This is a genomic window from Streptomyces sp. NPDC059452, assembly GCF_042750035.1.
GTDB lineage: Bacteria > Actinomycetota > Actinomycetes > Streptomycetales > Streptomycetaceae > Streptomyces.
Genome location: NZ_JBHYVE010000004.1, coordinates 300,156 through 316,669 on the forward strand (window position 1 = coordinate 300,156; position 16,514 = coordinate 316,669).

At 72.2% G+C, this 16,514-nt stretch carries 18 protein-coding genes; 7 read left to right on the forward strand and 11 right to left on the reverse strand.

The window, feature by feature from the left end; genetic code table 11:
• The first annotated feature begins 22 nt into the window (after positions 1 to 22).
• Both ACFW9Z_RS08970 and ACFW9Z_RS08975 read left to right on the forward strand, forming a co-directional pair.
• Positions 23 to 859: a TetR/AcrR family transcriptional regulator gene (locus ACFW9Z_RS08970; protein ID WP_384636552.1), complete on the forward strand. Its 837-nt coding sequence runs from the start codon at positions 23 to 25 to the stop codon at positions 857 to 859.
• 40 nt (positions 860 to 899) lie between these two features.
• Positions 900 to 1,301 carry a PPOX class F420-dependent oxidoreductase gene (locus ACFW9Z_RS08975; RefSeq protein ID WP_384636555.1) on the forward strand — a complete coding sequence of 134 codons (402 nt, stop codon included), beginning with the start codon at positions 900 to 902 and terminating at the stop codon, positions 1,299 to 1,301.
• A 64-nt stretch (positions 1,302 to 1,365) separates the two neighbouring features.
• On the opposite strand, the gene ACFW9Z_RS08980 is transcribed toward ACFW9Z_RS08975, so the two are convergent.
• The gene (locus ACFW9Z_RS08980) at positions 1,366 to 2,400 is read right to left on the reverse strand and encodes a WD40 repeat domain-containing protein (RefSeq protein WP_384636558.1); all 1,035 of its coding nucleotides are present in this window, start codon (positions 2,398 to 2,400) and stop codon (positions 1,366 to 1,368) included.
• A gap of 113 nt (positions 2,401 to 2,513) precedes the next feature.
• Here ACFW9Z_RS08980 and ACFW9Z_RS08985 point away from each other — a divergent pair, with 113 nt between their 5' ends.
• Positions 2,514 to 3,239 carry a GDSL-type esterase/lipase family protein gene (locus ACFW9Z_RS08985; protein ID WP_384636561.1) on the forward strand — a complete coding sequence of 242 codons (726 nt, stop codon included), beginning with the start codon at positions 2,514 to 2,516 and terminating at the stop codon, positions 3,237 to 3,239.
• Between the two features lie 177 nt (positions 3,240 to 3,416).
• Here the strand turns inward: ACFW9Z_RS08985 and ACFW9Z_RS08990 are convergent, their stop codons facing one another.
• Entirely contained in the window at positions 3,417 to 3,629 is a 213-nt protein-coding gene (locus ACFW9Z_RS08990; RefSeq protein WP_384636564.1) for a hypothetical protein, read from the reverse strand.
• A gap of 25 nt (positions 3,630 to 3,654) precedes the next feature.
• Positions 3,655 to 4,047, reverse strand: coding sequence for a tetratricopeptide repeat protein (locus tag ACFW9Z_RS08995; RefSeq protein ID WP_384636568.1), 393 nt, complete (start codon positions 4,045 to 4,047; stop codon positions 3,655 to 3,657).
• 125 nt (positions 4,048 to 4,172) lie between these two features.
• Here ACFW9Z_RS08995 and ACFW9Z_RS09000 point away from each other — a divergent pair, with 125 nt between their 5' ends.
• Complete coding sequence (locus ACFW9Z_RS09000; RefSeq protein WP_384636571.1) at positions 4,173 to 5,033, forward strand: hypothetical protein; 861 nt, start codon at positions 4,173 to 4,175, stop codon at positions 5,031 to 5,033.
• A gap of 56 nt (positions 5,034 to 5,089) precedes the next feature.
• Here ACFW9Z_RS09000 and ACFW9Z_RS09005 read toward each other — a convergent pair whose 3' ends face one another.
• Positions 5,090 to 5,731 carry a TetR/AcrR family transcriptional regulator gene (locus ACFW9Z_RS09005; RefSeq protein WP_384636574.1) on the reverse strand — a complete coding sequence of 214 codons (642 nt, stop codon included), beginning with the start codon at positions 5,729 to 5,731 and terminating at the stop codon, positions 5,090 to 5,092.
• Between the two features lie 294 nt (positions 5,732 to 6,025).
• Here ACFW9Z_RS09005 and ACFW9Z_RS09010 point away from each other — a divergent pair, with 294 nt between their 5' ends.
• Complete coding sequence (locus tag ACFW9Z_RS09010) at positions 6,026 to 6,901, forward strand: hypothetical protein (RefSeq protein WP_384636576.1); 876 nt, start codon at positions 6,026 to 6,028, stop codon at positions 6,899 to 6,901.
• Between the two features lie 30 nt (positions 6,902 to 6,931).
• On the opposite strand, the gene ACFW9Z_RS09015 is transcribed toward ACFW9Z_RS09010, so the two are convergent.
• Positions 6,932 to 8,062, reverse strand: coding sequence for a VOC family protein (locus ACFW9Z_RS09015; RefSeq protein ID WP_384636579.1), 1,131 nt, complete (start codon positions 8,060 to 8,062; stop codon positions 6,932 to 6,934).
• A 47-nt stretch (positions 8,063 to 8,109) separates the two neighbouring features.
• On the reverse strand, positions 8,110 to 8,664 hold the full coding sequence (locus tag ACFW9Z_RS09020; RefSeq protein WP_384636582.1) for a MarR family winged helix-turn-helix transcriptional regulator: 555 nt from the start codon (positions 8,662 to 8,664) through the stop codon (positions 8,110 to 8,112).
• Between the two features lie 19 nt (positions 8,665 to 8,683).
• On the opposite strand from ACFW9Z_RS09020, the gene ACFW9Z_RS09025 reads away from it, so the two are divergent.
• Positions 8,684 to 9,757: a DMT family transporter gene (locus ACFW9Z_RS09025; protein WP_384636585.1), complete on the forward strand. Its 1,074-nt coding sequence runs from the start codon at positions 8,684 to 8,686 to the stop codon at positions 9,755 to 9,757.
• Here ACFW9Z_RS09025 and ACFW9Z_RS09030 read toward each other — a convergent pair.
• Positions 9,735 to 12,029, reverse strand: coding sequence for a glycoside hydrolase family 3 N-terminal domain-containing protein (locus tag ACFW9Z_RS09030; RefSeq protein WP_384636833.1), 2,295 nt, complete (start codon positions 12,027 to 12,029; stop codon positions 9,735 to 9,737). The two genes, ACFW9Z_RS09025 and ACFW9Z_RS09030, sit on opposite strands and share 23 nt — an antisense overlap.
• 127 nt (positions 12,030 to 12,156) lie before the next feature.
• On the opposite strand from ACFW9Z_RS09030, the gene ACFW9Z_RS09035 reads away from it, so the two are divergent.
• The gene (locus ACFW9Z_RS09035; RefSeq protein ID WP_384636588.1) at positions 12,157 to 12,756 is read left to right on the forward strand and encodes a TetR/AcrR family transcriptional regulator; all 600 of its coding nucleotides are present in this window, start codon (positions 12,157 to 12,159) and stop codon (positions 12,754 to 12,756) included.
• Between the two features lie 183 nt (positions 12,757 to 12,939).
• On the opposite strand, the gene ACFW9Z_RS09040 is transcribed toward ACFW9Z_RS09035, so the two are convergent.
• The 4 genes from ACFW9Z_RS09040 to ACFW9Z_RS09055 all read right to left on the reverse strand — a co-directional run bounded on the left by ACFW9Z_RS09040 (position 12,940) and on the right by ACFW9Z_RS09055 (position 16,400).
• Entirely contained in the window at positions 12,940 to 13,503 is a 564-nt protein-coding gene (locus ACFW9Z_RS09040; protein ID WP_384636591.1) for a hypothetical protein, read from the reverse strand.
• A gap of 115 nt (positions 13,504 to 13,618) precedes the next feature.
• Positions 13,619 to 14,122 carry a GerMN domain-containing protein gene (locus tag ACFW9Z_RS09045; RefSeq protein ID WP_384636594.1) on the reverse strand — a complete coding sequence of 168 codons (504 nt, stop codon included), beginning with the start codon at positions 14,120 to 14,122 and terminating at the stop codon, positions 13,619 to 13,621.
• The gene (locus ACFW9Z_RS09050; protein WP_384636835.1) at positions 14,119 to 15,582 is read right to left on the reverse strand and encodes an ATP-binding protein; all 1,464 of its coding nucleotides are present in this window, start codon (positions 15,580 to 15,582) and stop codon (positions 14,119 to 14,121) included. The genes ACFW9Z_RS09045 and ACFW9Z_RS09050 overlap by 4 nt, the downstream gene beginning before the upstream one ends.
• 125 nt (positions 15,583 to 15,707) lie before the next feature.
• Positions 15,708 to 16,400, reverse strand: coding sequence for a response regulator transcription factor (locus ACFW9Z_RS09055; RefSeq protein ID WP_384636597.1), 693 nt, complete (start codon positions 16,398 to 16,400; stop codon positions 15,708 to 15,710).
• Positions 16,401 to 16,514 lie beyond the last annotated feature (114 nt).

A 16,514-nucleotide genomic window follows, 5' to 3' on the forward strand; every position in this document is an offset into this window, starting at 1 on the left:
TCCGGCGCATTACGCTGGCCCCATGGCAAAAGACGGATCGACAGCGGCGACACCAGCGGCGGCGGCGACAGATGGCACGGCGACGGACGGCACGGCGGCCGGGAGCGGCGACGTGGCCCGCAGCCTGGAACTCCTGTGGGGCACCGGGGAACGCCCCAGCCGGGGCCCCAAACCGGGCCTCACGCTGGACCGGATCGTCACGGCCGCCATCACCGTCGCGGACGCGGAAGGGCTGTCCGCCGTCTCCATGCGCCGGATCTCCACCGAGCTCGGCACGGGCACGATGTCGCTCTACCGGTACGTCCCCGGCAAGGCCGAACTCCTGGACCTGATGCTCGACCGGGTGCTGGGCGAGCCCCTGTCGTCCACCGGCCCCGACGAGGGTGGAAGCGGCGCTCCTGCGGACTGGCGGGTGGCGATCGACACCATGGCCCGCACCTACCGGGAGACCCTGCGCCGCCACCCCTGGCTGCTGAAGATCAACCAGGCCCGTACGGTGCTCGGTCCCAGCGCCCTGCGGGGCCTGGAACTCTCGCTCACCGCGCTGCGGTCCATGGGGCTGCGCGACGCCGAGCTGATCAGCGTGATCATCACGGTCAACAGCTTCGTGGAGGGCATCGCCCGCACCCAGGGCGACGCGGCGGAGGCGCGGGCGCAGACCGGACTGAGCGACGAGCAGTTCTGGGAGAGCCAGCACCCCTACCTGGAGCGGGCCATGCACAGCGGCGCGTACCCGACGATGGCGGGGCTGGCCGAGGACGCCTTCAGCAACAGGTTCGACCACTTCACGTTCGGGCTCCAGCGGCTGATCGCCGGTTTCGAGGCCCTGGTCGAGGAGCGGACCGCAACCCGGAAATGACAGCGCGCCCGGCCCGCGCCCCCATGGACATAATGGATATATGGATGCCAGCCGGGAACTCGCTCCTTTCGTGAAGCAGTACGCCGTCCTGCTGAGCACCCACCGCCAGGACGGCACCTCCGTCGGCACACCGGTCAACATCGCCGTCGAGGGCGATCACGCGTTCATCCGCACGTTCTCCTCCGCCTGGAAGGTCGACCGGCTGCGCAACCACCCCAGGGTGGAGCTCGCCCCGTGCACGATCCGGGGCAGACCAACGGGCCCGGAGATCAGCGCCCACGCGCGGCTGCTGCGCCCGGGCACGAAGGAGAACACGCACGCGGCGCGGATGCTGTCACGGAGGTACCCGATCGTGCAGGGCGTGCTCGTGCCGCTGCTGCACCGGCTCAAGCGGGACAGGACGCTGCATTACGTGGTGTGGCCGGTGACGAACGGCAACTGACGGGACCACCGGGGCGAGGCAGGGCGGACCCACCCCTGCCCGGGACCGCCGGGAACGGGCTCCCCTACCCCCGCCGCCGCTTCAGCGCGAACCAGAGGGCCCCCACACCGACGATGATCACCGCCCCGAGTCCCACGCTGCCCTTGCCGTCCCCGTCCCCGTCCTTCTCCTCACCACCCACTGAGGCACCGCCCCCCTCAGCGGAACCACCACTCCCCGAGGGCTTCCCCTTCTCCGCACTCTCCCCACTCTCCGCGCCCCCCTCCACCTCCACGCGCACCACCCCACTGCGCACCCCTTCCGTACCGAACATCAGGGCCGAGCCGTCCGCCGTGTACGTCACCGACTCCGCCTGCCGCTGGAACGGCGCGGCGACCGCCCGGCTCTCCCCGAGGCGGCCGCCCTCGAAGTCGTACACACGGGCGCTGAAGTACGAGCGCAGCACCAGCGAGCCACCGTCGGGCGAGAAGGCCCCGTCCGTCACCCACGGCACCTCCCCCACCCGCCGGAAGACGTTCACGGCCCCGGTGGTGAGCTTGTCGGGGCCTTCGTAGAGCCCGCCGCCGCCCTCGTTCTTCGAGGCGATGTAGACACGGCCGGTCTTCGGGTGGACCATCAGCGATTCGGCGTTGCGGGCCCCGTCGGCGTACTTCACGTCGTACTGGGTGGCCGTGACCGTGGCGTCCCGGAGCACCTTGGGCTCGGGAAAGCGATAGATCCAGACATGGCTCCAGGTGCCATCCAGGTTGTCCCCGATGTCACCGACGTAAATATCACCGTCCGGCCCGATGGAGATGCCCTCGACATCCCTCGGCTCCCCCACCCCCCGCATGGTGACGGTCGCGACGGTCTTCCCGGTGCGGGAGTCGACGGCGAAGACGTAGGGGCCGTCGTCGCTGTCGTTGTGCGTCCAGTAGATGCCCGGGTGCAGGCGGCTGGCGGCGAGGCCGCTGGACTCGGTGATGCGGGGGTCCTCGATCGTGAAGTCACGGTCGGGTTCGCCGTCGGCGGCGACGGCGGGGCAGGCGGCCCCCAGAAGCAGCAGAAGGGCCGCGGCGGGAACGGCGAGACCTGCCGGACGGCTCGGATACGAACGCATGGCCCAAGTGTCCACGGTTACGCCCCCGTCCACCGCAGGACCGGCCCCCGCCCACCCCCACCGTGTCCATCGTCACGTCGCAGGCCCCAGCGGTGATCGGCCATGATGACGCCATGCGTTTTCTCCCGGTCGGCGACTCCATGACCATCGGCGCCACCGGCGACTTCACCTGGCGCTACCGCCTGTGGCAGCACCTGGAGGCGGTCGGCCCGGCCCCGTACGAGATCGTCGGCCCGCGCACGACGCTGTACGACCCCGCAACGGACACCGGGCTCTCCGACGCGTACGCCGACCCGTCCTTCCCGCCCGCCGCGCGCAGGCACCTGGCGGGCTGGGGCGAGGGGTGGCTGCACATGGCCCCGGTGATCGCGAACGCGGTGCGCGAGGCGGAGGCGGACGTGCTGCTGGTCTCGCTGGGCCTGATAGACCTCGGGTTCTACACGGACGCCGAGCAGACGGCGGCGAACGCCCGCACGTTCGTCAAGGCGGCCCGCACAGCGAATCCGCACATCCGGATGGTGCTGCTCCCGGTGATACCCAACATCCGGGCCGAGACGGACGCCCCCTTCGCCGCCTCCTGCGCCCGCTTCAACGAACTCCTCGCGAAGGCCGTGGCCGACCTGGACACCCCGCCCTCCCCGCTCCTCCTGGCCTCGCACCCGCCGGGCTACGACATCCACACGGACACGTACGACGGCACCCACCCCGGCCCGACGGGCGAACACCTCCTCGCCGCCACCTTCGCCGACGCGATGCACCAAGCGTGGGGGCTGGGCGGCCCGTACGCACGGCAGCCGGCGCTGATCGGCGGCGGCCCGGTCACCGCGGAGACGGGCTGACCCGCCTCCCCGGCAGGAACGACCTTCGTGTCGTCCCCGCAGCCTCCAGCGGACGGCGCCGGGGCCGATAGCGCGCCTCGGCCCCGGAGTCCCCGGCCCCGATCCCCGTATCGAAGAGAGGCCGCCCGCGCTCATACTCGACGAGGTGGGCGAGAACCTTGGGACTGATCCCGCCGGTCAGCTCAACGCCGCCTCCATGGCGTCGAAGATGTCGACGTCGGTCTCCTGCTGCCAGGCGGGCAGGTCGGCCCAGTCCGCCACGTAACCCGGCGGGGTCTCGTCCCACGGAGTCACGTAACCGGCCTTCGGCTCACCGGGAAAGTGCCGACGAACTCCCGCGATCCAGGCTTCCCGGAACAGTCGTGCACCCTCGATCTCGGTCTGCGACATGTCATCCCCTTCCCTTCTCGTCCCGTCACGGCGTACTCGGCGTGGCGATCTCCGCCCCCAGCTCTGCCACGCGGTGGTCACGGCTCATGGGTCCGAACTCGTCGCACAGACCTCGGAATCTACGGGCGACATACCCCGATCCTGAGGCACGAGCCAGGCTGATCGCCTCCTTGCCGTACACGACGACCTGCTCTGCATCGCGCCGCTTCGCCCCGATCGCTGCCAGGTCCGTCAGCACCGCACCCCGTCGGCGGTAGGACTGTCCCGGCGCCAAAAGCGCGCATGCCCACAGGTCGTACGCCTGGGCATCCTTGCTGACCGAGGCCGCGAGCGCGTACGAAGCCGAGGCATCGGCATACCGATTCCCGTCGAACGCCACCTCACCGGCCGGCTGGAACAGATCGGCCGCCGCGTTCAACAGCGGGCGATGGCTTCCACGATGACCAGCCAAGGCATCAAGGCATCATTGAGCGTGGCCGGTTGGTCGCGTACGACCGGATAGACGGCTCCCTTGGAACGGGACAGTTGGTAGACCTGCCACAGATGGCTGTCAGGGTCTCCCGCGTTCGGGGGCTCGCCGGACTGGTCCTCACCGGTTTCCCGGGCCGCGCTTCGCGGTGGGCCGAGGAGCGCGTCCAGTTCTTCGAGGCTGACTTGAAGGACGGCAGCCATGCCTCGCCGCTGGACGTGGCGCAGGAGGCACGGCAGAAGGCCCAGGGCGGCTGCGTCGACAGGGCCGTGCAGTGCCAGTTGTCCGCCCACGAGGACGACGAGCACTACGGCCTCCTGGCCGAACTCGCCACGTACGGCACCACCCTCTGGCTCCGCCGGCGCGGAACCGGAACGGACCTGATCGCGCTGCCCGACTGCCCGGCGACCGGGCCAGGGCCGGACGAGGAGGGGTGCTGCCTGTTCGCCGACCACACCATGCAGCGGCGGTCGGCGTTCGGGCGGTACGGACGACTCAGGTTGGCGGTACGGGAGACTCAGGTCATGGACGGTATCTTTCGGCTGCGGCGTCAGACGGACCGCTGGGCGCGTTTCGCCGAGGTCAGCGTACGTGTGGTCCCGGCGGCGAGTACCGGGGTCGTGGTTCGTGCGGACGTACTCCGCTGGGGTCACCCGGCCGCCGTCGACGGTGCGGGGGATGCGGGTGCTCTGGCGGAAGCACGAGCCGGAGCTTGGTACGCGTTGAGGGAACTGCCCGTCGACGTTCGCAGCTGGCTGGTGGAGGTCACGGAGATCGCCGTCGCGCCTGCGGATTCCGGTCCGGGCGATGTGAAGTTCGCTGCCGCTCATGCCGTCTGGCAAGCGTTGGGGCACCTGCCGTCCCGCCCGCCGTTCACGGGCGAGGACGGAAACCCGGTGTTTCCGGCGGAGGAGACTCCTGGTCAGGATCTGTGATGATCCCGGCGTGAGGCTTTGCTGCCGTGCCGTGACCCACAGGCGTCGGCGGCCCCTCACCCCACCCGCTGCGACCCCAGCATCGTCAGGGCCAGTTCCGTCAGCTCGCGGGAGACCTCCTCCGGGCGGGCCCGGCGGCAGCGGCGGGTGTGGTGGGCCATCAGTTCGTGGACCGTGCCGACCATCACCATGACGTCGACCCGGTGGTCCCGGTCCTCCGCCTCGCCCCGCTCCACCGCCCGCTCGGCCTCCCCCGTGAGGAACTCCGTCCACAGGGCCCGCCAGAGCTTGCAGTGCTCGTCCACCACCGCGCTCACGCCCAGCACCTCGACGAAGGTCACCCGGGCCTCGCGCGGATCGCGGGTGACGGCCCCCACGTACGCGTCGAAGAGGCGCCGGACCCGCTCCGCGATCGAGCACTCGTCGATCCCCTCGGTGAGCAGTTCGGCTTCCATGGCCCGCAGGCCGATGGTGGTGACCCGGTTGTGCAGGGCGACGAGCAGCCCCTCGCGGGTTCCGTACTCCTGCCGGAGCACCTCGGGCGTGACCCCGGCCGCCTCGCACAGGTCCGTCTCGGAGGTCTCCCGGTAGCCGACGACGCCGTACAGCTCCCGTGCGGCGTCCAGCAGTTGTTCCCTCGCCTGTGTACGGGCCTGGTCACCGGGCCCCGTCCGCTGAACCGCCCAGCCGTCCGCCACCGGTCCTCCTTCAGCGCAAGGTGCGGGAGAGGGCCTCGGCACCTCTGCACGAACCGCCGCCCCATTGTGCTCGCCCCGGAGGCGCTGAAGGGCCGCGCCACACCCGTATGGGGGATCGCCGTCACGCCGAAACGCTTCTTCTCCCGACCTTCTCCCATGCCTTCTCCTCTACCTCCTCCCGAGTTCTCCCGGGACCCCATGTTGAACGCGTTCAAATGACTCTGACACGATGACCTCAGCGACCTCCCCGCAGGGCGGCCGCGTGCGTCGCCCTGTCGCGAGGAGGACTGAGTGGTGGAGAAAAAGCGGAACTTCGGGCTGGCATTGCTGCTCTCGATGCTGGTCCTGGCCCTGGAGGGCGCGCTCGCACTCGTCGTGACCGTCATCTACAGCCAGACGCAGCCGTCGAAGCCGGGAGAAGGCGGGGTCGCCCTGTTCGTGATCGTCTTCCCCCTGCTCGCCACCGCCGCGGCTGCGGCGGCCGCCGCGCTGTCGGTGGCCTTCGTGCTGCCCACGGCGTGGCTGAGCGGGGTGCTGGGGCGCCGGTTCGGCGGGCGTGAGGCGTGGTGGTGGGTGCTGCCGGTGGCGGCCGCCGCCGCCCTTGTGCTCGTCGGCGCGGCCACCGCCCTGTCCGGTGGTGGGCAGCCCGCTGCCGTCGCCGGGTGGTGGCTGCTGCTCACGGCCGCGTTCGCGGTCGCGGCCCGGCTCACCCGGTCGCGGCGGCAGCGGATCTTCGGGCCGGTGACGCTGTGGGGGGCATCGGCCGTGGTCGTCACCGCCGTCCTGGGCGGGGTCGCCCTGTCCACGGGCGTCCTCCGGCAGTACGAACCACCGGAGGTCACCCCGGCCGATCTCCTCGGCAGCTGGTCCAACGGCAAGGGCGGAACGCTGACCCTCACGGCGGGCGGCCTGGCCACGGTGACCGCCGTCGGCGACGAGGCCGACGGCAGTGACGGCGGCCGCAGCGACAGCTGTACGGGGCAGGGGACCTGGCGGTTCACCCCCGGGGAGAACACCTGGAAGCAGGAGGTGGACGTCCACGTGGAGGCCTGCCCGTTCGCCCCCTGGACCGTCGGCGGCACCGCGAGCAGGCTCACCCTCTACCAGTACGTCGGCGACCCGGACGCCGGAGAGGTGTACGAGCTGAGGCGGACCGGCGGGGGCTCCTGACACCCTCGCCCTGTACCTGATACCCAGCACCTACGCCTGGCGGAAAACCACCGCCGCCCCCAGCGCCTCCGCAGCCGGTACGAAAACGTCACCGGAAGCCGTGGAGGCCGCCCGGCGCACGCCGAAGCCGTTCTTCTCCAGCAGCTCACGGGTGGCCGTCAGATCGCGTACGGCAACGGTGTACGCGACCAACGCCGGGAGTACGGGCGCCCGTTCGCCCGGGAGCACCGCGGGCAGTCCCGAGGCGGGGACGAGCGTCACGCTGCCGCCGTCCGCCCCCAGGCCGAAGACCCGGGCCGGGCCCACCTCCCGGTCCGGGCGGCCGAGGCGGGCCCCGTACCGCTGCTGCCAGGCTTCCAGCTCCTCGTCCGCCACGCACAGCACCGCGTCGACGAGCCCCACCGCCCCGTTCGGGTGGCCGAGCACCCGCGTGGCCTGGATCTCCGGGTCCAGCTCCGCGACGACGCCGACCCGCCCCTCCGCGACCCTGCCCCGCGCCCCGGGCCCCTCGCCGTCCAGCTCCAGGTAGCGGACCGTCTCCGTGACCGTGCCGCCCTCCCCCGTACGCACCGGGCGCCGCACGGTGTTGACCCCGCCGTGGAACTGGCCGCCCGCCGTGAGCCGGGATGCGGCCGCGTCGATGTCGGGCGCCGCAAGCATGAGGATGTGCACCCCCTCGAAGCGGTCCAGCAGCGCGCCCAGCGCCGTACTGGTCTCACCGATGCGCCGCACCAGTTGCGGCAGCACCTCCGGCGGCGCCTCCAGTGGTACGAGGCGGGCGTCGGGCGGCAGTGAGCCGCCACCGGGGCGCACGACCGTCGCCAGCTCCACGAATCCCCGCGCGAAGTCGGCGTGCGTGTTCGCCGCCCCGAACGGCTCGGGGGCCTCGCCCTCCCGGCGAGCCAGCGCGGGCACACCCGGCGGCGGCAGCGTGAAGCCGAGCCGCCGGTACAGCTCCAGCGCCCGCCCCAGGTCCGCCACGACATGCCCCACGTGATGCAGCCCGGAGACACCGCCCCGACCAGCCGCCTCGCCGGAGACACCGCCCTGCCCTGCCGTCTCGCCGGAAACGCCGTCCCGCCCCGCCGTCTCGCCGGAAACGCCGTCCCGCCCGGCCGCCCCGTTCACGTACGCGCTCCCGCTCCCGCTCCCGTTCCCCATGACCGCAACCGTATCGATCAACTCCCCACCCAACAGGCCGCTTTCGGTCACGCACCCCCGCCCTGCGGCGGCTCCACCTTCGCCAGCCACGCCGTCAGCAGCCGCTCCAACTCCTCCGCCTCCTGCGGCTCCAGGGCGTCCAGCAGGCTTCGCTCGTTGCGCATGTGCTCGGTGAACGCCCGGTCGATCAGGGACCGGCCCGCCGGGGTCAGCGCGACCACCCGACCCCGGCCGTCCGCCGCCGAGCGGCGCCGCGCCACCAGGCCGGCGCGCTGGAGCCGGTCGATCCGCTTGGTCATCGCCCCCGTGGTGACCATGGTGTGCGCGGCCAGCTCGCCCGGCGCCCGCTCGAAGGGCGCACCGGCCCGGCGCAGCGCGGCCAGGACGTCGAACTCGCCCTCGGAGAGGCCGTGGGCCGCGAAGACGACATCGAGGCGCGCGGTCAGCAGGCGCCCCAGCCGGTGCAGCCGGCCGATCACCGCCTGCGGGGACACGTCCACGTCCGGACGCTCCCGCGCCCACTCGGCCTGGATGCGGGCCACCTGGTCGGGACCCACACGCTCCGGCCCCTCGTGCGAGCCGTCCGGGAAATTACCTTCCATGGAAGGCATACTAGCTTCCATGGAAGGTAACCTGAAATGGTCGCTGGTCACGGCGGTGGCCCCCGTGGCCTGGGGCACGACCTACTTCGTCACGCGGGAGTATCTGCCCGAGAGCCACCCCCTGTACGGCGCCGCCTTCCGCGCGGTCCCCGCCGGGCTCCTCCTCCTGGCCGTGTGCCGGAAGCTGCCGCATGGAAGCTGGTGGTGGAAGTCCCTGGTGCTCGGCGCCCTGAACATGAGCGGCTTCTTCGCCCTCGTCTACGTGGCCGCCCAGCGCCTTCCCACCAGCCTGGCGTCGATCATCATGGCCCTCGCGCCCCTGTTCATGATGATGATCGCCTGGCCGCTGGTCGGCGAGCGGCCGGGGTGGAAGCACCTCACCGGGGCCATGACCGGCGTCGCGGGTGTCTGCCTGATGGTGTTCACGGCGACCGGGGCCGTGGACACGATCGGGGTGCTCGCCTCCGTCGGGGCCATGGCGATGTCCTCGTACGGGTATGTGCTGGCCAAGCGGTGGAGCGATGAGGTTGACGTACTCGCCGCCACCAGTTGGCAGTTGCTCGGCGGCGGGCTGCTGCTCCTGCCGTGCGCGGCCCTTGTCGAGGGGGCGCCGCCCGCGCTCGACGGCCCCGCGCTCATCGGGTTCGGCTACCTCGCCGTGGTGGCCACGGCGCTCGCCTTCGCCGCCTGGTTCCTCGGGCTGAAGCACCTGCCTGCGGGGACGGTCGGGCTGCTGGGGCTGCTCAACCCCGTGACGGGCGTGCTGCTGGGGCTGCTGCTCGCGGGGGAGAGCCTTTCGGGGCGGCAGGTCGTCGGCCTCGTGCTCACGTTGTGCGGGGTGGTGCTGGGGCAGCGCGCCTCGCGGACACCCGCACCACCGCCCGAGGTCCCCGAACCCTCCGAGCCGCCCGAGCGCCCCGAACCCTCCGGCTCAGCCGAGCCCTCCGAGCGCTCCGAGCCCTCCAGGTCAGCCGAGCCCTCCGAGCCGTCCAACCTTTCCGAGCTCTCCAAACCCTCCGAGCGCTCCAAACCCTCCGGCTCAGCCGAGCCCGCCGAGCGACCGTCCCGGATCAACCCTCCACCTTCACCGTGAACTCCCCCCGCAACAGCGCCTCGTCGCGCGACGACGGCCCCACCAGCAGCTCGAAGCGCCCCGGCTCCACCACACGCCGCCCCCGCGCGTCCACCAACGTGCAGTCCGAGACCGGGAGTTCGATCACCACCTGCCGCGAATCGCCCGGCTCCAGCGCCACCTGCTCGTACGCCTTCAGCTCCTTCTCCGCCCAGGTCACCGACGTCACCGTGTCGCTCACATACACCTGAAGGGTCTCCAGCGCGGGCCGGGAACCGGTGTTGGTGAGCGTCACCCGGGCCCGTACGGTCTCATGCGGTTCGACGACGGCCGTCAGCAGTTCCAGGTCCGCGTACGTGACCGTCGTGTAGCTCAGCCCCTCCCCGAACGCGAACGCCGGGCTCTGCGTGAGGTCCGCGTACCGCGAACCGTGCTGGCCACGCACCTGGTTGTAGTACGTCGGCTGCTGTCCCGCGTGCCGGGCGAAGGAGAGCGGGAGCCGGCCGGTCGGCTCGATCAGGCCGAGGAGCAGCTCCGCCACCGCCGTACCGCCGAGCATCCCCGGGTTGGCCGCGTACACGATCGCCGCCGCACCGAGCGCGGACGGCGGCAGCACCAGCGGCTTGGAGCTGATGACCACGACGACCAGCGGCGTGCCCGTCGCCGCCAGCGCGTCCAGCAACGCCACCTGGTCGCCGACGAGTTCAAGGGTGGCCGTCGACTTGCCCTCACCGATCAGCTCGATCCGGTCCCCGACGACGGCGACCGCGTAGTCGGCTCCCTCGGCGGCGGCGACCGCCTCACCGATCAGCGCCGGGTCGGGCGCGGCCGGGACGACGACCTCGGGGCGGGGCTGCCCGTCCGGGAAGAACGCACCCTCCGGGTCGGGCCCGACGTCCAGGATGCGGGCGCCGGGCGCGTACGTCACGGTCCAGTCGGCGGGGACGCGGTCGCGGAAGCCGTCGAGCACGGTACGGATCATCGCGCGCGGCTGCCCGTCCGGGAGCCAGTCCGCCTGGCCGGAGGAGCCCGCCCAGTCGCCCAACTGGGTCTGTGCGTCATCGGCGTTGGGGCCGACGACGGCAACCGTACGGGGGCCGGGCCCCGTGGGCAGACCTTCCCCGTCCCCGGCCGCCTCCAGGCCGCCCGCCAGCGGCAGCGTGCCGTCGTTGGTCAGGAGGACGAGGGAGCGGCGGGCCGCCTCCAGGTTGAGGGCGGCGTGCGCGGTGCCGCCGATGAACTCGGCCTGGAGGGCGGTGTCCGGGTGGCGGGGGTTCTCGAACAGGCCGAGCTCGAACTTGAGCGTCAGGATGCGGCGTACGGCGGCGTCGATCTCCGCCTCCGTGAGCGCGCCCTCCGCCACCGCCTCCTGGGCGCCCTCGAAGAACTTCGACGTCGTCATCACCATGTCGTTGCCCGCGCGGACCGCCGCCGCCGACGCCTGCGCGTAATCGGCGTAGATCTTCTGCTCCCACACCATGCGGCCGACGTTGTCCCAGTCGGTGACCAACGTGCCGGTGTAGCCCCACTCGCCGCGCAGCACCTCGCCCAGCAGCCAGTCGTTGACCGTGACCGGCACGCCGTCCATGGACTGGTAGCCGAGCATGAACGTCCGGCACCCCTCCTTCGCGACCCGCTCGAACGGCGGCAGGAACCACGAGCGCAGCTTGCGCCGGGAGATGTCCGCCTCGCTGGCGTCCCGGCCGCCCTGGGTCTCCGAGTACCCGGCGAAGTGCTTGGCACAGGCCAGGATCGCGGTCGGGTCGGTGAGCCCGTCGCCCTGGTAGCCACGCACCATCGCTGAGGCCAACTCACCTATGAGGTACGGGTCTTCGCCGAACGTCTCGCTCACCCGGCCCCACCGCAGATCCCGGGTGACGCACAGGACCGGCGAGAACGTCCAGTGCACGCCGGTCGCCGCGACCTCCACCGCCGTGGCCCGCGCGATCCGCTCCACCAGCCCGGCGTCCCAGGTGGCCGCCATGCCGAGCTGCGTCGGGTAGATCGTCGCGCCCTCCCAGAAGGAGTGGCCGTGGATGCAGTCCTCCGCGACGAGCAGCGGGATGCGCAGCCGGGTCTCGGCGGTGAGCGCGGCGGCCTCCAGCACCCGCTCGGGCGAGGCGTGCAGGATCGACCCCGCGTGCAGGTCCTCCACGAGGTGCCGCACCCCCTCCTTGGCGTTGAGCTGGAGCATCTGGCCGACCTTCTCGGGCAGCGTCATACGGCCCAGGAGGTCGGTGACCCGGTCCGCGACGGGGAGCGCGGGGTCGAGGTACGGCGGCAGGAGGCCCACAGGAGTTCCTTTCACGACGGCACTCCGCAGTACCGTACGCTCAATACCGACCGCTTGGTAAGTATTCACCCCTGCGAGAATCTGGGGCGAAACGAGAGAGGCGTCCGATGACAGCGGGTGAATGCGCGTGACCACCGGGACCCGGCGCGGCTACGCCAAGGGCCGGGCCAAGCGGATCGAGATCCTCGACCAGGCGATGGCCCTGTTCGGCGAGGCGGGCTACCGGGGCGCCTCGCTCCGGGTCATCGCCACCCGCTGCGGCATCTCCCACCCGGGCCTCCTGCACCACTTCCCGACGAAGGAGGCCCTGCTCCTCGCGGTGCTCCAGCGGCGGGACGACGTGGACGACGAGTGGCTGGCGCTCGGCGTCACCCGGGGCGTCGACCATCTGCGCCGACTGGTGGACCTCGCGGAGCTGAACGCCAAGCGGCGCGGGATCGTCGAGCTGTTCTCGGTGGTCGCGGCGGAGGCCACCGCCCCCGACCACCCGGCGCACGCGTACTTCGAGGCCCGCTACCGTACGTCGGTCGCCAACACCGAACTGGCCTACCACCAGGCCCAGGAGACGGGAGAACTGCGCGACGGCATCGAACCGGCAGCCGCCGCCCAGCAGTTGATCGCCCTCATGGACGGCCTCCAGATCCAGTGGCTGATCAGCGACTGCACGACGGACATGGCGGGCGTCCTGCGGGCCCATGTCCAGGCACAGTTGACCGTACGGTTCTGAGCTGCGGGCCCCCGAGAGGTGACCTGCGGGGGCACCAGGAAGGTGACCTGTGGGGGAGCACCAGGAAGGTGACCTGTGGGGGAGCACCAGGAAGGTGACCTGCCCGGGGGGCTACCAGGAAGGTGACCTGCCCCGGGGGCCAGCAGAAGGTGACCTGCGAGGCCCACCCGGAAGGCTCGCCCTCTACAGCCTCTCCAGCGTCCACCGCCCCCAGGTCGAGACGGCGAGGAAGCCCTTGCCCGGCACGGCGACCTCGCCTCGGATGGCGCCCTGCTCACTGATCTCCCGGGCCGTCCCCCCGCTCGCCGAGGTGAATCGCAGCTGACCGCTCTCGAAGCGGCCCCTCCACACGAACGAGCAGCGTGCGGGACCGTCGAAGAACACCACATCGTCGTTCCGGCCGGACAGAGTGTCCGTCAGCACGGAGAGCTCGGACACATCGAGGCTTCGCAGCCGCCAGCGGGCGAATCCCGAACCGGTGTTCGACCCCGGGCTGACCCGGCCGACCTCCACGCGGTTGTAGCCGCCGGGCAGCATCGCCCTGCGGGCCCTGGGCCCGTACGAGCCCAGAAACTGCTCACCGTACGACTTGTGCGTGTCCGATCTACGCATCGCCCGCACGGTGAACGACGTGGTCAGACCGCCCTTGAGCTCCAGCACAACCGGCCCCGCGGCCCTGACGGAATCCGGTATCCCGACCTCCCGCCCGCGCCACCCGCTCGCCCGGAACCGCCCCTTGTCCGTCATGGAATTCCCCTCCGCTCCCGAGTCCGGGCTCATGGCTCATGGCTCATGGCTCATGGCTCATGGTGTCGCCCCCATCCAATCTCATCCGGCCAAGGCCCCGACAGCGGCCACGGCCTCATCCGCCCAGGAACTCCGCACACCGCAGCGGCCCCAGCGCGGGCCCCTCCCCCGGCCGTACGGTCACCTCGACGTCGTCCGCCCGGACCGCCGCCTCGCGGACGGACTGGAAGCTCGCCAGCGTGCACACCAGCTGCCCGGTGGCCTGATCGCGTTCCAAGGCCCAGTACGGGCCCTCCAGCCGCACCGTGACGCGGGGCCCGTCGCCGGTCACCGCGTAACCGCCGACGCCCTGGATCAGCGTGGTCAGCCCCTCGCGCCGCTCGGCGGCCGACGGCCCCTGGGCCAGCAGCTTCATCACGGCGGCGAGATCGTCGACGTCCTTGTCGATCAGGGGGACCGCGCGCAGCCCGCTGCCGGACGCGAAGTACAGCCGTGCCCCGCGCGTCAGCCCCGACGCGGGCTCGCCCGCTTCTATCACCCCGGTCGGCCGGACCCCGACCCCGCACCCGACGAGGACGGCCCCCAGCACAACGGCCACGGCCCCTCGCTGAACCCTCATCCGGACTCCTCCCCCTCCTCCGTACGCCGCAGAGGCAGCCGCAACGTGAACACCGCCCCGCCCTCGGGATGTTGGCCCACCTCGATCGTGCCGCCGTGCAGCCGCGCGTTCTCCAGCGCGATGGCCATGCCGAGGCCGCTGCCCCGACCACTGCCGTCCTCGGTGACGGTGCTGCTCCGCGTACGGGCCGCGTCCGCCTTGTAGAACCGGTCGAAGACCCGCTCCCGGGCCTCGGGCGCCAGCCCGGGACCGCGATCCGCGACCTCCAGCACCACCCACTCCCCCACCCCGTCGTCCACCGCGAGCGTCACCGTCACCGTCACCGGCGGCGCCCCGTGCCGCAGCGCGTTGCCCACCAGGTTCGCGACGATCACGTCGACGCGCCGCCGGTCGACCACCGCCCGTACGCCGTCCGGGAGTTCGGCCGTCACCCGGTCCGTCCAGCCGCGCAGGGCGAGCGACGCCCGTACGGTGTCGGCGAGGTCCGTCACGGACGCGTTGAGGCGGACCGCCCCGGCGTCGAAGCGGGAGATCTCCATCAGGTCGTCGACGAGCCGGGAGAGCCGGGCCGTCTCCGCGCCGACGGTACGGGCGGCGCGCGCCGCGTCCGGCGGCAACTGGTCGGCGTCCTCCTCCAGTACGGTCGCCACCATCGTCATCGCCGCGAGGGGCGTACGGAGTTCGTGCGACACGTCCGCCACGAACCGGCGCGCCTTCGCCTCCTGCGCCCTCAACTCCGCGTCGGACGCCTGGAGTGCGTCGGCCGTCTCGTTGAACGTACGGGCCAGATCGGCGAGTTCGTCGTGGCCGCGGACGGCGACCCGGCTGCTACCGAGGTCCCCGGTGGCGAGCTCACGGGTGGCCCGCCCCAGCTTCCGTACCGGCCGCAGGACCGTCCCCGCCGCCAGCAGCGCGAGCGCGGCGGCCAGCACCACCACCGGCACGATCCCCTCCCGTACGGAGTCGAGCAGAGCGGCGGTGTCGTCGCGCTCGGCCCGCAGGTCGGTGATGGCGAAGACCTCCAGGCCCGAGGTGCGCCGGTCCCCGTCCGCGTACGCCACGGGCACGCCGACGACCAGGTACGGCTCACCCCGCCACTCCACCCGCTGGAACCGGGCCCCGTCCCCGGCCCGTACGGCCGCCCGCAGCTCGGCGGTGATCCGGCTCTCCGTGTCCGCGAGCACGTCGGAGGTGGCCGACAGGTCCTGGTAGCGGGCGACGACGAGCCGGGCGCCGATCCCCTCGGAGACCTTCGAGGCGAACCGGGCCAGGCCGCGCTGGTCGGGCGGCATGTCGAAGCCCGCGGCGACCGTGCCGACCCGCTCGCGGAGGTCGTTCACGGCGGTGTTCTGGGTGCGCTGGAGGACGGCGGTGCGGGCGTCCCGGTAGGCGAGGGCGGTGGCCGTCACCGCGCTGAGGAGGGCGACGACCACGAAGGTGACGACGAGCCGGACGCGCAACCCGCCGACGAGCCGCCGGGAGCCGTGCCCGAGAGAGCGCGACCGGGAGCCGTGTCCGAGAGAGCGCGACCGGGAGCCGCGGCTGGAGGTACGCCACCGGGAGCGGCCACCGGACTCCTTGAGGGTCACAGCGGCCCGAACCGATACCCGAAGCCCCGTACCGTCTGCACATACCGAGGCCGCGCCGGCACCTCCTCGATCTTCGCCCGCAGCCGCCCCACCGCCGCGTCCACCAGCCGCGAGTCCCCCAGGAACGTGTGGTCCCACACCGAGGCGAGGAGCTGCTCCCGGGTGAAGACCCGCCCCGGCGAGGCCGACAGCTCCAGGAGCAGCCGCAGTTCGGTAGGCGGCAGCGGGACCGGCGTACCGTCCCTGGTCACGGTCAGCCCGGCCCGGTCGATCGCCAGCCCGGCGAGATCCGCGTCGGCCGCCCGTCGCAGGGCCGGCTCCGCGCGCCGCAGCGCGGCGCGGATGCGGGCCTCCAGGACGGGCGCGGTCACCGGTTTGACCACGTAGTCGTCGGCGCCCGCCTCCAGCCCGGTCACGATGTCGTGGTCGTCGCCGCGCGCGGTCAGCATGATGACGGGCAGGGCCGCCGAGCGGGCCCGGATGCGGCGGCACACCTCGAAGCCGTCCATGCCGGGCAGCATGAGGTCCAGCACGGCCAGCTCGACGCGCGCGCCGTGCTCCCCGGCCAGCAGCGCGAGGGCCTGCTCACCCGTGGCGGCGGTGTCGACTCCGTACCCGTGCCGGCGCAGCACGAGCTCCATCCCGTCCCGTACGGACGTGTCGTCCTCGATGAGCAGCACATGCGGCATGGGGCCGATTATGGGCATGGGCGGGCCGCGTGCGCCTACTCGCCGAGCGGCGCGGAGGTGCAGGTCGGGGCATTGTTACGTTCCCATCATGTGGCCATGGACGGGCCATCATGT